At 32.3% G+C, this 14,614-nt stretch carries 13 protein-coding genes; 5 read left to right on the top strand and 8 right to left on the bottom strand.

All coding sequences use genetic code 11. From position 1 onward, the window contains the following. Nucleotides 1–111: 111 nt before the first annotated feature. Together aceB and aceA are read left to right on the top strand one after the other, a co-directional pair. Nucleotides 112–1,698 carry a malate synthase A gene (gene aceB / locus FH779_RS11065; RefSeq protein WP_180904731.1) on the top strand — a complete coding sequence of 529 codons (1,587 nt, stop codon included), beginning with the start codon at nucleotides 112–114 and terminating at the stop codon, nucleotides 1,696–1,698. A gap of 77 nt (nucleotides 1,699–1,775) precedes the next feature. Further along, entirely contained in the window at nucleotides 1,776–3,053 is a 1,278-nt protein-coding gene (gene aceA, locus FH779_RS11070; protein ID WP_180904732.1) for an isocitrate lyase, read from the top strand. A 151-nt stretch (nucleotides 3,054–3,204) separates the two neighbouring features. Here the strand turns inward: aceA and FH779_RS11075 are convergent, their stop codons facing one another. The 4 genes from FH779_RS11075 to FH779_RS11090 form a co-directional block, all read right to left on the bottom strand. Beyond that, the gene (locus FH779_RS11075; RefSeq protein WP_244957950.1) at nucleotides 3,205–3,717 is read right to left on the bottom strand and encodes a hypothetical protein; all 513 of its coding nucleotides are present in this window, start codon (nucleotides 3,715–3,717) and stop codon (nucleotides 3,205–3,207) included. A gap of 7 nt (nucleotides 3,718–3,724) precedes the next feature. Then, nucleotides 3,725–5,491: a cadherin-like domain-containing protein gene (locus FH779_RS11080; protein WP_180904734.1), complete on the bottom strand. Its 1,767-nt coding sequence runs from the start codon at nucleotides 5,489–5,491 to the stop codon at nucleotides 3,725–3,727. 254 nt (nucleotides 5,492–5,745) lie between these two features. After that, nucleotides 5,746–6,183 carry a hypothetical protein gene (locus tag FH779_RS11085; protein WP_180904735.1) on the bottom strand — a complete coding sequence of 146 codons (438 nt, stop codon included), beginning with the start codon at nucleotides 6,181–6,183 and terminating at the stop codon, nucleotides 5,746–5,748. Nucleotides 6,184–6,192: 9 nt separating this feature from the next. After that, complete coding sequence (locus FH779_RS11090; protein WP_135835084.1) at nucleotides 6,193–7,383, bottom strand: MFS transporter; 1,191 nt, start codon at nucleotides 7,381–7,383, stop codon at nucleotides 6,193–6,195. Nucleotides 7,384–7,677: 294 nt separating this feature from the next. Between FH779_RS11090 and FH779_RS11095 the strand changes: the two genes are divergently transcribed. Then, a complete protein-coding gene (locus tag FH779_RS11095; RefSeq protein WP_180904736.1) occupies nucleotides 7,678–8,553 on the top strand; it encodes an AraC family transcriptional regulator in 876 nt (291 codons plus the stop codon). A 93-nt stretch (nucleotides 8,554–8,646) separates the two neighbouring features. Further along, a complete protein-coding gene (locus FH779_RS11100; protein ID WP_180904737.1) occupies nucleotides 8,647–10,596 on the top strand; it encodes an oleate hydratase in 1,950 nt (649 codons plus the stop codon). Between the two features lie 157 nt (nucleotides 10,597–10,753). Here the strand turns inward: FH779_RS11100 and FH779_RS11105 are convergent, their stop codons facing one another. From FH779_RS11105 to FH779_RS11120, 4 genes are all read right to left on the bottom strand, one after another. Continuing rightward, entirely contained in the window at nucleotides 10,754–11,200 is a 447-nt protein-coding gene (locus FH779_RS11105; RefSeq protein WP_180904738.1) for a hypothetical protein, read from the bottom strand. A 202-nt stretch (nucleotides 11,201–11,402) separates the two neighbouring features. Beyond that, nucleotides 11,403–12,236: a metal-dependent hydrolase gene (locus FH779_RS11110; protein WP_180904739.1), complete on the bottom strand. Its 834-nt coding sequence runs from the start codon at nucleotides 12,234–12,236 to the stop codon at nucleotides 11,403–11,405. Between the two features lie 80 nt (nucleotides 12,237–12,316). Continuing rightward, nucleotides 12,317–12,571 carry a helix-turn-helix domain-containing protein gene (locus FH779_RS17685; RefSeq protein WP_317169002.1) on the bottom strand — a complete coding sequence of 85 codons (255 nt, stop codon included), beginning with the start codon at nucleotides 12,569–12,571 and terminating at the stop codon, nucleotides 12,317–12,319. Between the two features lie 510 nt (nucleotides 12,572–13,081). Beyond that, the gene (locus FH779_RS11120) at nucleotides 13,082–13,723 is read right to left on the bottom strand and encodes a DUF6266 family protein (protein ID WP_180904494.1); all 642 of its coding nucleotides are present in this window, start codon (nucleotides 13,721–13,723) and stop codon (nucleotides 13,082–13,084) included. A gap of 400 nt (nucleotides 13,724–14,123) precedes the next feature. Here FH779_RS11120 and FH779_RS11125 point away from each other — a divergent pair, with 400 nt between their 5' ends. Continuing rightward, nucleotides 14,124–14,612 (top strand): hypothetical protein, encoded by a 489-nt coding sequence (locus FH779_RS11125; RefSeq protein WP_180904740.1) that lies wholly within the window; start codon nucleotides 14,124–14,126, stop codon nucleotides 14,610–14,612. Nucleotides 14,613–14,614: the final 2 nt, after the last annotated feature.

Consider the following 14,614-nt stretch of genomic DNA (forward strand, 5'->3'; position numbering starts at 1 on the left):
TTCAAAAATATTTGGTAAATGTAAACGAATTTTTATAATTTAGCGAACGTTCGCTGGAAGTAAAATTCCGCTCGAATAACCAAAACCAAAATTACAACAAAAACACAAAAAATGGATACTATTACAAGTGAATTAAAATTATCGCAGAATAAGCTGGATAGTTATCCAGATGTTTTGACAACCGAAGCGGTTAAATTTTTAACAGCTTTACACAAAAATTTCAATGAAAGACGTTTAGAACTTTTAGCGAATCGACAAGAAAGACAAATCTTTTTTGATTTGGGGAATTTTCCAACTTTTTTGTCAGAAACAAAGGAAATCAGAAATGGTGATTGGACAGCAGCTCCAATTCCAGCTGATTTACAAGACAGACGCGTTGAAATAACTGGTCCAGTTGACCGTAAAATGGTAATTAATGCGTTAAACTCTTGCGCTAAAACATTTATGGCCGATTTTGAAGATAGTAATTCTCCAACATGGGATAACAATCTTCAAGGACAACAAAATTTAAGAGATGCAGTAAATGGTACTATTTCATTCGAAAATAATGGAAAAAAGTATCATTTAAACGAAAAAACTGCTGTCTTGCTTGTAAGACCGAGAGGTTTACATTTGAATGAAAAGAATATCATAATAGATAAACAAGAAATATCAGGCTCACTATTTGACTTTGGTTTATATTTTTTCCATAATGCACACACGTTACTTTCCAAGCAAAGTGGGCCTTATTTCTATCTTCCTAAATTAGAACATCACCTAGAAGCACGCTGGTGGAACGATGTTTTTGTTTTCGCACAAAATTATTTAAACATTCCACAAGCTACGATTAAAGCTACAGTTTTGATCGAAACTATAACAGCTTCTTTTCAGTTAGATGAAATTATTTACGAATTAAAAGACCACATCGCAGGCCTTAACTGCGGTCGTTGGGATTATATATTTTCTTATATCAAAAAATTTAAGAAACACCCAAATTTTATTGTTCCAGATCGTTCACAAGTTACGATGACTTCGCCTTTTATGGCTGCATATTCACAAGCAGTTATTCAACGTTGTCATAAACGAAACATACATGCAATTGGTGGAATGGCTGCTCAAATTCCGATTAAGAATGATGAAAAAGCCAATGAAATTGCCTTTGAAAAAGTGAAGAATGATAAACTTCGCGAAGTAAAAAATGGACACGATGGAACGTGGGTTGCGCATCCTGCTTTGGTAAAAGTCGCAAAAGATATTTTTGACGAATATATGCCACAAGCTAATCAAATTGACAATAAGCGAGAAGATGTTGTAACAACTGCCGAGGCTTTGTTAGAATTGCCAAAAGGAACAGTTACAGAACAAGGAATTAGAGACAATATTAATGTCGGAATTTTATACATCGAAAGTTGGTTATCTGGAAAAGGAGCCGCAGCTTTATATAACTTAATGGAAGACGCAGCAACAGCAGAAATCTCTCGTACGCAGGTTTGGCAATGGTTAAGCCAGTCGATTACGTTAGAAAACGGATGCGAATTTAACAGTGACAAATACAAAAAATTAAGAGCCGAAGAGGTTCAAAAAATAAAAGAATTAGTTGGTGAGGAAAACTATTTGAACGGAAGATTTGAAGAAGCTATTTCAATCTTTGACGAATTAGTTTTATCGCACAAGTTTACCGAATTTTTAACATTAGAAGCCTATAAGTATATTGATTAAGCCCTTATAACCAGACACACACAAAAAGAAATACACACACAACACACATTCATAAACAAAACACAAAAAACACAATTATGAGCAATCAAGAAAGAATTCAAAAGATTCGGCAGGATTGGGAAACTAATCCACGCTGGACAGACATTGTTCGTCTTTATTCAGCAGAAGATGTAATTCGATTAAGAGGTTCTTTGGACATCGATTACACTTTAGCAAGATTAGGTGCTAAGAAACTTTGGGAAGGCTTAAATTCGAAGCCATTTATGGCGGGTTTAGGCGCTTTGAATGGTAATCAAGCCATACAAGAAGTGCAAGCTGGTTTGGATGCAATTTATCTTTCGGGATGGCAAGTTGCTGCAGATGCAAATCTTTCGGCAGAAATGTACCCAGATCAATCATTGTATCCAGCCAATTCGGTTCCAATGGTGATAAAGCGTATTAATAATGCGTTGCGTCGTCGCGATGAAATACAATCTGTTACCCAACAAGGAAACATTGATTATATGGTACCGATTATTGCCGATGCTGAAGCTGGATTTGGAGGAAACTTGAATGCTTATGAATTGATGAAACAAATGATAGAAGCTGGTGCTGCTGGCGTTCATTTCGAAGATCAATTGTCATCAGCCAAAAAGTGTGGTCATCTTGGTGGAAAAGTTTTAGTTCCAACACAAGAAGCAATTAACAAATTGGTTGCAGCGCGTTTAGCAGCAGATGTCTGTGGCGTTCCTACTCTATTGGTTGCCAGAACTGATGCAGAAGCTGCGAATTTGATTACTTCGGATATTGACGAAAGAGATCAACCTTTTATCATCCAAGGAAGTAGAACTTCTGAAGGTTTTTACAATGTGAGAAATGGTTTGGAACAAGGAATTAATCGAGGCTTAAGCTATGCGCCTTATGCTGATTTAATTTGGATGGAAACATCTAATCCAGATCTTGGAATGGCAAGAGAATTTGCACAAGCGATTCGAGAAAAATATCCAAATCAGATGTTAGCTTATAATTGTTCCCCATCATTTAATTGGGCAAAACATTTAACAGAAGTTCAAATGGAAACATTCCGCGAAGATTTAGCTGAAATGGGATACAAATTCCAATTCATTACTTTAGCAGGTTTCCATGCGATGAATACCTCTATGTTCGAGTTATCACGTGCTTACAAAGCCAAAGGAATGGCGGGATACTCGGCATTACAAGAAAGAGAGTTTGCGTTACAAGAAGAAGGTTTTGCAGCTGTAAAACACCAATCTTTTGTAGGAACACAATATTTCGATTACGTACAAAACACAGTGCAACAAGGCATTTCGTCTACTACGGCTATGGCCGAAAGTACGGAAGCCGCACAATTCTAATACATACTTTTCAATTAAAAAGGACGTACCGCAACTACGTCCTTTTTTATTTCATTATATCTACCAAACAGATTTTCAGATGAATAAAAAAATTCGAAGAAATTTCTTCCTTCGAATTTTTTAAATGTTTAGTAATAATATAATTTAGTTATTAGTTCCAATAACTCCATTGTACTCCATCAAAAATAGCCACCGTTTTAGATGCTAAATCGTAACACATCATACCAGGATAAGGGCTTACAACATCTGTAGATAAATTATTTACTCGTGGTAAAACAAGCGCTTTATCTGGAGACTCTAAAACCAAAACTCCATCTGCTGTAGAGGTTTCAGCTCCAATGATTACACCTTCCCCAATATCATAATCATTATAACCATATGGATAATTACCTCTATCAGTTAGGTTAACCCATTGTCCATTTTCATACATTTTAACTTTTATATCGCTCATATCAAATACAAAAGTTCCATTTGAAGGGTTTTGAGGCGCGCTATCATTTGCTGGAAGAATAATCCCTTTTGAATTATTATCTTCAAACTGCAAAAGTGTAGATTCTGTTATTACTGATGTCGGATAATTTCCTTCTTCAGCAATTATCATTTGAGCATTAACATTTGTAAAAAGTAAGGTAGAAAGTAATGAAGTAAAAATTATTTTATTCATCATTATATTAGTTACATGCATTATTTAAACAATCCCAATTATCTCCATTATATAATTTGACACATTTATCTGTCTCATCATAAGCAATCATTCCTTCTATAGGTGCCTTTATATCTGTAACAACATTTTTCACACGAGTAATCACCATTCCCTTCGTATTAGAATCCAAAACAAGTGCTCCATTAGGAATTTCGGATGGCCAATTAGGACTAACAATTGTATTCGTAGATATTCCTACTTTAGTAGTTCCAGTAGGTGTTCCTGTTTGTGGCGCTTTAGTACACGGACAAACTACTTTTTTTAATCCACTTCCATAACCAGACATACTAGTAGCTCCAATTACTTTTTGTGTAGCTTTAACTGTATTATCAATATTTGTATTCCATGTGATTGAATTAAATGCTGCATTAATTGTTGTACTACCAGATATTTTACCAAAGAATCTCATCTCATACAACTTCTTATCAGCATTAGATTTTCTAGCTAATAATGTTAACACTCCAAGCTCCGAGATCTTCACTCGAATAATTGGGAAATTTTTATCTCCAATAATATCGTAAATCTGTTCAACACCTGAAGTTACTCCGTGTCTACTTCCATCTAAGAACTCAACATTTTGTTTCGATCCACTTACCTGAAAATCTATTTCTTCATTTGCTAAATCAGTACCGTTAATATTTAACATAAATGAATTATCTAATGTGTAAATATCAAATTGAAAACCATAATCTGTTGCAGGCATTGTAAAAGTTTGAGCACCTCCATTTGCGACACTAAAGTCTGATCCTTTTACAGTAGTTGTACAAGGCGGTATATTAATCTTAATCGTTTTAGGAATCGATGTTCCAGGAGATGCTACTCCATTTAAAGTATAATTATCTTGGATAGTATATTCTATTGTTGCTTGTCCTTCAAAACCTAAAGAAGGCATAAAAGTAACAAAGCCATTAACATCAGCAGTCCACGTTCCTTTAGCATCTGTATATGTACTTTGTATCCCTGGCGTATTAACATCCAAGTCAATTGTGTTCTTCTGTATAGATTGTTTATCATCATATTCTACAGCTTTGCTAGCTACATCAATTGTAACTGGTTGATCTTTTAACCTTCCAGATTCTACAAAATTTTCACCTACAGGTAATGTATTTAACGCATTCAACGTCACAGAAATATTTACCGATTCATACGATGAAGTACTTGCATTAAAACCAGGATAAAATTTAAGTGGCATAGAAGCACTTTGTGCCTTAAAAACTAAACGATTTGTTCCCCATTTGCCATCTACATCTTTACTTATTTGAGTGACATTAACTCGTGGATAAGTACCAACCTGAAAATCAAATTTATCAATATATGTAGGACTATATCTACCACCGCCATTCAAATTATTAGAAGCTAATGCAGTCAATGAATAAATGACAACTTCATAATCTCTTCCAACTGTCAACCCTGTCATCATAGTTTGTATTGCTTCTTCTCCAGCTTTTGTCCCAACATCTCGTATTGTAATCCAGCTTGTATGATTATTGGGAGGCAAAGGAAGCGGGGACTTACTCCATGCTGCTCCTCCACCAGCGGTATCTGTTCCTGCTACAATTGTCGCTGTAGAGATATCTGGTGTGCCTGTTATTAATGTCCAACCACTTGGGACGCAAATACCACAAGGAGTGGGTTTGGTGGAACTTCCATTTGAAGCAGGTATTCCAACTTGGGCATAAGTAGTCCCAAAGAAAGCTAAGGTAAAACCTAAACTTACTAACCATTTAATTTTCATAAAATTCAATCTATCATCAATTATCAGGTAGTAGTAAGTTCGAAAGAAACGCAAATTTATTCAAATAAGGATAAATCGATCCTTCTATATTAATTATTTTTCTAAATAATGCTAATTTAAAAGCATTCTAAAATTATCAATAAACCTATGTAAGAATGATTTACTCTTAAAAAATAAATTCCACAATCACCCTAAATGTATCATTAAAGAGATAAAGAATTTGAGATTTTTGGGTAAGTTAAATATAAAATTCATCAATCAACTTTCGTAATCTGAAACGACTTTCCATTCATTTCGAACGAATCTTTTTCCGATTTTCCAACCAAGATTTTAGCCAAAGGGGTTTGAGTTGATAGAATAAATATCTTTTTATTCTCGAAAATAATTTCTCCAAAACTACATGCCATACAGAAATTTCCCATCGTAGTTTCAACATAACTTCCTAAACCAATGGTTTTGTTCTCCACAATTTTTATTTTAGAAAAGATGTCTTGCTGAATCAAGACTTCATTCAATTGGTTTTGAATTCGAGTAATTTCCTGTTGCATCATTTCGCGCGATGTTTCATATTTATCGCCCATACTACTTTTGGTATCGTTGTTAGAGGCGCGTAAATCGTCAATCAAACCATTCAAATACGTTATTTTATCTTCGATTTGTTGTGCTATAAATTGATATAATTCTGCTTTCATTTCTTTCAATTAAATTGTTTGAGGCTTATTCTTAAATTTCAGCATATAAATGGTTCCCAAAAGACAGATAAATGCCGAAACATAAATCACCATCGGAATGCGATCCAAATAATCCTGAAAATACCAACCCGCACACAGTGCTCCAAGCCCTATCCCCGCTTCCATCGCAATATACATTGTTGCCATCGCCTTTCCACGTTCATCAGGTTTACTAAAATCTATCGTCCAAGCATTTAGTGCAGGAGAAAGAATTCCTGTTGAAATTCCATACATCAAACCACCTAAAATCAACCCTATTTTTGCATCAATAGAAGCTAAAAGCACCAATGCAACAATCAATAAAACCAATCCTAATTTTATCACCAACACACGCCCTTTTTGGTCAGATATCTTACCTGCAAAGAAACGAACCATCATCGATGATATTGTAAACACGATAAAGAAAACTCCTTTGTTTTGAAAACCTAAATGTTCAGTCCAATCTGGAATTAACGTCAATATAGAACCATAAGCGACATAGGAAAGAAACGTAATCAACGCCGCTGGTAAAGCTTCTTTTGCAAAAACATCTTGTTTCGAAATCTTTAGTAATCCGAACGAAAACTTCTGTTTATTTTGTAAGGTTTCTTTCATATTGAATAAAATCAATATTGACAATAATGCAAAAAACGAAGATGTAAAAAACATCACATTAATCGATGAATATAATGTAATTGTACTTCCCAATGCAGGTCCAATTGCCATTCCGATACTGAAACAAATTCCGTGCAAGCCCAATGCTTCGCCCCAACGTTCGCGCGGAATAATATCCGCAATGTAAGCTGCTGTTGCAGTAGGTTTAAAACCTGTCGAAAAGCCGTGTACTAATCTCAAAAATAAAAAGCCTGAAACGGTTGTTAAAACAGGATACAAAATTCCGCATACAAAACAGACAATAGAACCAACTGCCATGATAGGCACACGTCCCACTTTATCTGTTAATTTCCCACTAAAAGGTCTCGAAATTCCCGCAGTCAGTGTAAATAATGCAATAATAAATCCTTTGTATTCTGCTCCTCCCATACTACTTAAATAAGCTGGTAACTCGGGAATCATCATATTGAAACTCGCTGAAAACAACAACGAACTCAAACACATTAAAATAAAATGGAGATTATAAACGGGATCTGAATTTAATTTTTTCTTGATGGCAGAAAACATAACGGATTTTTTGCAAAGGTAATTTATCTCAACCGAAACAAACTACACAATCCAAAAAGTATTACTTGTTACAAAAAAACGCTTACATCATTCAACATTGTTAGTCGATAGTTCACTGATTATATTAATGAAATTTCCTATTTCTGAACTACTAAGATGATGTGAAAATAACTTCTACATTAGAATACAGTTAAAATACCTTATTGTATTTAATTACTTACTAAACAATTCTTATTTTAGCTTTATCAATTCTACTACCCTAAAAAACGATCTAACCAACTATTATTTTCAAGCATGAAAAACTATGAAAATCTAAAAGAGACCTTGTCTTTTTATGGCGTAAATTGTAATAAACTATATTATATCTCATCAGGAAATCCAATTTTTGCGTTTCCTGAAAGATCATTTCGAATCGACTTTTATGCATTTTGTATTTGTTTATCTGGCTCAATAGAAGTTGAGATAGATTCTCAGAAATATTGTATTACTCAAAATGAATTCTTAATTTCTGCTCCTTCTACTGTTTTGAAAATTCTAGATACTAGCTCTAATTTCAGAATGAAATTGTTATTTTTTGAGAAAAATTTTCTCCTTAAAAACATTTCTAATCCTTTCTTTATTGATAAACTTAATTTGTTTACACATCAAAACTTTACAGTTTGTAAGGCAAATAAAAAAGAAGTGAATCATCTTTTTATGCTAATCAATTATCTTCAAGAGCAACGAGAAAGAAATGTTTTGTTCTTAGAAGATATTATTCGATCTATTATTTTTACTTTACTACTTGAATCTGCCTCTATAATTGCTGAACAATATTCAAAAGAAAATAAAAATCATTCTCGCGAAATCAACACTCTATTTTGTAAGTTTACACAACTTGTACAAGAAAATGTTATCGCTCACAAAGACGTACAGTTTTATGCAGATCAATTATTTATTACAAATAAATATTTGATTCACCTTGTAAAAAAAGCAACTAAGAAAACTCCACATGTTATTATTGACGAATATTTATTAAAAGAAGCGTATGTTTTGCTTGGTTATTCAGAGAAAACAATTGTCCAAATAGCATTAGATCTAGGTTTCAACTCTTCTTCATCTTTTGGTCGGTTTTTTAAAAAATACACTTCTATTTCACCTCAACAATATAGAAAACAACAACATATATAAAAAAAGAAATTTGGGATACAAATGACGAATTTCGGGATACTTTAGAAAAATAATAAAGCGTAATTTTATTCTAGAATCTTAAAATAAATAATTATGAATAAAGTTACTTCAAAATTTGACAACGTTTTAAATCATTCTACTATCTACGGAAATATTGATCATCAACCAGATGCGAGTAAAGAAACGCCAAGAAACACTCCAGAAAAATCTTATCCTTTCTCTGATCAAATAGGAAATTACCAACGCAATAAAGGAATTCCTACAAAATCTTATAAGGACAGTAAGGTATATATTGTAGGAAGTGGTATTGCAGGTTTAGCTACTGCCTATTATTTTATTAGAGACGGACATTTCACTCCAGAGAACATCACATTTATAGAACAACTTCAGGTCGAAGGAGGTTCGTTAGATGGAGCTGGAAATGCAAAAGATGGTTACATAATTCGAGGAGGTCGAGAAATGGATTGTACCTACGAGAATTTATGGGACATCTTCCAAGACATTCCTGCATTAGAGTTACCAGAACCTTATAGTGTTTTAGACGAATATAGATTAGTAAATGATAATGATTCTAATTATTCTATTGCACGTTTAATTCATGAAAAAGGGAAAGTAAAAGACTTTAGTAAATTTGGTTTGAATAAGAAAGATCAATTAGCTATTATCAAACTTTTGTTGAAGAAAAAAGAAGAATTGGACGACATAACGATTGAAGATTATTTTAATCAATCTTTCTTAGAAAGTAATTTCTGGACATTTTGGCGTACAATGTTTGCCTTTGAGAATTGGCATAGTTTACTAGAGTTCAAATTATATATGCATCGCTTTTTACATGCGATTGATGGTTTAAATGATCTTTCTTCATTGGTATTTCCTAAATACAATCAATACGACACTTTTGTTACGCCATTAGGTAAATGGTTAAAAGAAAAAGGAGTAAAAATTCAGTTAAATACACTAGTTAAAGATTTAGATTTATTAATTAATACAGAAGGAAAAGTAGTCAAAGGAATTATAACAGAACAAGATGGACAAGATGTAATTATTCCTGTCACACCAAATGATTATGTTATTGTAACTACTGGTTCCATGACAGAAGATACTGCGTATGGAGATAATACAACAGCTCCAGTCTTAGCGATAGATAATAATACAAGTGGTCAAAGTGCAGGATGGAAACTATGGAAAAACCTTTCTGCCAAATCTCCTATTTTTGGTCGTCCAGAAAAATTTTGCGGGAATATTGAAAAATCTTCATGGGAATCTGTTACTTTAACTTGTAAACCTTCTGCGTTAGTAGAAAAACTAAAAGAATATTCTGTTAATGATCCATATTCAGGTCAAACGGTTACAGGCGGAATTATTACCATTACAGATTCTAATTGGTTAATGAGTTTTACGTGTAATCGTCAACCACATTTTCCTACACAACCAGATGATATTTTAGTTCTTTGGGTTTATGCATTATTTATGGATAAAGAAGGAAACTACATCAAGAAAACAATGCCTACTTGTACAGGAAACGAAATCCTAACAGAATTATGTTATCATTTAGGAATTGAAGACCAAATAGACGACGTTATAGAGAATACAATCACTCGTTCTGCTTATATGCCTTACATCACATCTATGTTTATGCCTAGAGCAAAAGGAGATCGCCCACAAGTAGTTCCAGCTGAGTGTAAGAATCTAGGTTTAGTTGGTCAATTTGTAGAAACCAATAACGATGTAGTTTTCACAATGGAAAGTTCTGTTCGTACCGCACGTATTGCAGTTTATGAATTACTTAATTTAAATAAGCAAGTTCCAGACATTAATCCATTACAATACGACATTCGTCATTTATTAAAAGCAACTAAAACGTTGAACGATGATAAACCATTTATGGGTGAAGGTTTATTGAATAAAGTTTTAAAAGGAACTTATTTTGAACATATTCTACCTATTGGATCAGATTCATCACAAGAGGAAGAAGAAAAAGAATCTTTTCTATTAGAACAATTTGGTAAATTCAAAGAATGGGTAGGACATTTTAGAGGTTAAAATCACCCTCAATTCAATCCTGAATACCAATACTATAAAACCAATAAAAGCTTCTAAATCTTTAGTGATTTAGAAGCTTTTTGAGTATTACTATATTTTTTTCTATTTAAAAACTATACCAGCTTTTATTAATAAATAATTAGCTATAGTGATATTATTATTGAATTATTAAAGGTTTTATTTCAAATTTTGATTCAATATTTTCCTTTAATTTTAGAAATTCTGTTGTATTCATAATATGCAAATCAACATCAGTTAATCCAAATGGTCCATTTTTCTCAGTAATATATAGTCCATTTTCAAGCTCAATTATTGCTTTCTCCATTTCATCAAGTTCATTTTCGAAATATTTAAAATGATAATTAATGATTTTTAAATTTAAAATTAATTCTATTGCTTTAGATTCAACTTTCCTTGCTAATTCAAACTTTTTTAAAGTTTTACTTTCATTCCATTCTTCTGTTGGAAAGTAAGGAATTTGAATTACTTTATCATTATCAATTTTTATAAAAGACTCAAACTCCTGTAATCCATACTCATTTTCTGGGTTATAGCAATATTTTATTTCGGTTATAATTTTTCCAATACTATCAGTCAGGGTCATTTTACAAAATTAAACTTAACAATATTTCTTTACAAAAATAAACAAAATCAGTTTTACAAAAAAGTTGTCATTTCTGCATTTCATTCAACAATACCCCAATATACACACTATCTCAACCACTCCCAACACCTCATAAAAAAAGCTCTTATCAAAGAGCTTTTTGGGATATTACTAGCTATAATTTGTAAAATTATTACGAATGTTATCGGTTTGATATTGTTTTCTTACTTCTACCACGATATAAAATCAGTAATTTATTCAAACTTCTTATATCCGTATTATAATCGTCAATTAACAAACGTTCTGCACCATCTGGGTGATAATAACTTAAGTAATAACTCGTATGTTTTCCTGAACTTTTGCTAATGGCTTCTTCATTATAAATATCGTCCCAATTATAAAAATCTGTTGATATTGTTTTAATTCCTTTGTCATTAATTATGATTTGAGGTTCTTTGTTAGTTGCCTCTTTATAGTTCTTGTAAGCACAAAACGCACCTGCAATAGAAAAAATAGAACCAACAGTATAACTATGATCTATTAGAAGCAAATAGACACCAAAACCAAAAGAGATACACATAATCGCCATCTCAACAAAATTTTTACCTTTTGCATAATAAATAATTGTTTCGTTAGAAATCGTCAAATCATCTTGAAAAACATCTTCTTGATTGAATTTATTTGACAGCGTATTTAATTTTTCTACGTCTTTTGTAGTACGAATTTCTGTCTTTCCGAAAATACTATTGTCTGAGCAAATTAATTTTTCTTGAATTGCTCGTTTCTTTAGTTCATGAATATTTCTAACATTCTCAAAAGCCCAAATTCTCCATTTCGTAATCATAAAACTCCACCATAACCAACTAACAACCATTGCAAAGATAAAACCAACAGGAAATCCCCAAGTAGGAATAAATTTTTGGCTACCTAAATAAAATGTAATTCCAAAAATCCCAATGGTAATTGCTAAAACAGGATAAGTAATCATTCTATGTCCTTTTGAAATAGCTTCGTCAACTGTTACAGTTTCGTTCATAATTTTATCTAAATTTTATCTACAAAACTAATAAACAATATACCAAAATACAAAAACTACCCCCACAAAAAAAGCTCTTATCAAAGAGCCATTTGGTTAAAAAACTGTTTTGGATAATAGAATTTATTTCCAAACTTAATATAAGGAATCTTATTCGTTTTCCTCATCCGATACAACGTTTTGTCACTCACGTTAAGCAAACTTTTCAGGTCTGCATTATCATAGAATTTCTGACTTTCTTCTAACAGTAGAAAAGTTTTTTGGAATTCTAGTAGCAGGAGTTTCATATCCTTCAATGCCTCTCCATCATTTTGTGAAAATAAATCATTTTTCATATATTTAGTTAGGGTTAGGACTAACCAATTTACAACATAAACATATAATAACCAAATATTTACAAAACAATAAATATTCCTCTACGCATAATCAAGCTATCTCTTTTCTTCTTGTAGAGTACTCAAATCGATTGTGTTAGACAATAAACTAGCGTATAGTTGGAATGTTTTAGGATTAAAACCATTAATATAAACGAGGTTCTGTCAGAGTTTTACACCAAGCATAAAGTTCAAAAGATAACATATGTCCACTACCCAAAAAAATAACCACATAGAAACATAAAACCAAATGATTTTGTATTGAAATTAGTTGTTTACCTATTCGTATTTTCAACTAATCTTTACAAGCCATCATTGCTAAAACTATGTCTCAATGTGGTTAAAATAAATTTGAACAACATTTATAAAATTCTATTTTCGATACAATTTTTCTTCATTCTTCTACGTCGTTAATTAAAGTATTGTACCGAAAAATCACTCCAATCAACAAACTGCATTTCATGACTATCCTTATACAACTGTATGCTCGCCAAGGTAGATACTGGTACTCGCCATCGCCTTTGTTTCACTATTCAGAAACGCCCAAAAGTTAACCTTTTTGCCATTGTAATAGGTTGGTAAAGCAATATCTATAATCATAGAATTACGATTCTCAATATTTTGAAATACTTCAAACGAATTTAGTTCTTCACAATAGCAAATAACATTCACAAGATCCGAAGGCTGCGCATTGCCTTGCCCAGAATTATCTTCCCAATTCATTTGGAAAGTATCCCCACCAGCCGTATCTATCGTAGGTTGCAAAAAGCCAACCAGATCACCTTTTGATACCAACACACGCTCCAACACAATAACAGGCAAATCATTCACCATGTCCAATGCATTGCTCAGCGTATAAGACGTCGCAATGTTGTAGCGCGATTTTAACCCAACTCTATTCCCAAAATACAGATTAAGAACTGGACGAATTGGTTGCAAGAAACCAATCACTTTCTTGAATTTGATCTGCTGCATCAATTGCAAATCAGTAGGTCGCTTTTTCGATTTTTTTGGTAAACTGCGAATAATGTCTTTGCCACGCCAATTAACGCCTACTACAGTTCCCACTTTTCCTGAGAATCCACCAAGGATTCCTTTTTTAATTTCTGCCATAATTGCAAGTTTTTATTGTTAATATTCATAAAGTTAGCAACAGAAACAACACGATTTACAAAAACGCCATTTTGTGTCCACATTTGTCCGCTTCTGTCCACATTTGTCCACTTTTGTCCGGTTGCTTTTTATTCAATAACAGTATTGTAGCAAAATAAAAACCTCGCTAAACCTCTATTCATCATAGGTCGATGAAATTTGTATTTTTGGTCGATTTTTAGCTTGTTCGACCATCGTTCGACCATTGTTCGACGAACCTTCGGAAAAACGGCATTCTCGTCGAAGAACGGTCGAAGAAAACACGAACGAAAGTGGGAGGAAATTTGTTGAATTGTAGTTTTGCAACAAAGGGTTTGATAAGAGATTTTTGGTATATTTGGAAATATTATTGAAAAAAACAATGAAAACTAAATTTACATTAAAAGCATATATGCCTTTATTATTTTCACTTATTTTCTTAATCTTTTTTATCATATTTACTTATTCAGTGTTTACTTCACCATTTTATGATGATAAATTATTTCCAAAAATATTCTTACCTGTATTTTTTTCTTTTGCTACTATTAGTTTCTTTTATGGAGAATTTAGAACTAAATGTATAACAGTAGAATTCATTAATAATGATATAATTGTAGAACGTTTTTTTGGTGTTAAAACTGAAATTTATAAATCATCTGATATAAAAGGATTTAAAGTAAGCCATTTAAGTTCTAATAGTAAAACATACGAATATCTCTATTTATATAAAAATGAAGATAAAATTATTAAAATATCACAATTCTATCACAAAAACTATTTTGAAGTAAAAAGTGAAATCAATGAAAAAATAAAATATCTTGGATATGAAAAGTTGTCATATTTAGATGAATTTAAAGAAATATTTAAATAGTA

This window comes from Empedobacter falsenii (assembly GCF_013488205.1).
GTDB lineage: Bacteria > Bacteroidota > Bacteroidia > Flavobacteriales > Weeksellaceae > Empedobacter > Empedobacter falsenii_C.

What these genes read in the sequence shown, in the direction of transcription:
- FH779_RS11110 (WP_180904739.1), bottom strand. Translation starts at nt 12,236, where the DNA reads ATGAACGAAACTGTAACAGTTGACGAAGCTATTTCAAAAGGACATAGA.
- FH779_RS11120 (WP_180904494.1), bottom strand. Translation starts at nt 13,723, where the DNA reads ATGGCAGAAATTAAAAAAGGAATCCTTGGTGGATTCTCAGGAAAAGTG.
- FH779_RS11090 (WP_135835084.1), bottom strand. Translation starts at nt 7,383, where the DNA reads ATGTTTTCTGCCATCAAGAAAAAATTAAATTCAGATCCCGTTTATAAT.
- FH779_RS11085 (WP_180904735.1), bottom strand. Translation starts at nt 6,183, where the DNA reads ATGAAAGCAGAATTATATCAATTTATAGCACAACAAATCGAAGATAAA.
- FH779_RS11105 (WP_180904738.1), bottom strand. Translation starts at nt 11,200, where the DNA reads ATGACCCTGACTGATAGTATTGGAAAAATTATAACCGAAATAAAATAT.
- aceB (WP_180904731.1), top strand. Translation starts at nt 112, where the DNA reads ATGGATACTATTACAAGTGAATTAAAATTATCGCAGAATAAGCTGGAT.
- aceA (WP_180904732.1), top strand. Translation starts at nt 1,776, where the DNA reads ATGAGCAATCAAGAAAGAATTCAAAAGATTCGGCAGGATTGGGAAACT.
- FH779_RS11075 (WP_244957950.1), bottom strand. Translation starts at nt 3,717, where the DNA reads ATGAATAAAATAATTTTTACTTCATTACTTTCTACCTTACTTTTTACA.
- FH779_RS11125 (WP_180904740.1), top strand. Translation starts at nt 14,124, where the DNA reads ATGAAAACTAAATTTACATTAAAAGCATATATGCCTTTATTATTTTCA.
- FH779_RS17685 (WP_317169002.1), bottom strand. Translation starts at nt 12,571, where the DNA reads ATGAAAAATGATTTATTTTCACAAAATGATGGAGAGGCATTGAAGGAT.
- FH779_RS11095 (WP_180904736.1), top strand. Translation starts at nt 7,678, where the DNA reads ATGAAAAACTATGAAAATCTAAAAGAGACCTTGTCTTTTTATGGCGTA.
- FH779_RS11100 (WP_180904737.1), top strand. Translation starts at nt 8,647, where the DNA reads ATGAATAAAGTTACTTCAAAATTTGACAACGTTTTAAATCATTCTACT.
- FH779_RS11080 (WP_180904734.1), bottom strand. Translation starts at nt 5,491, where the DNA reads ATGAAAATTAAATGGTTAGTAAGTTTAGGTTTTACCTTAGCTTTCTTT.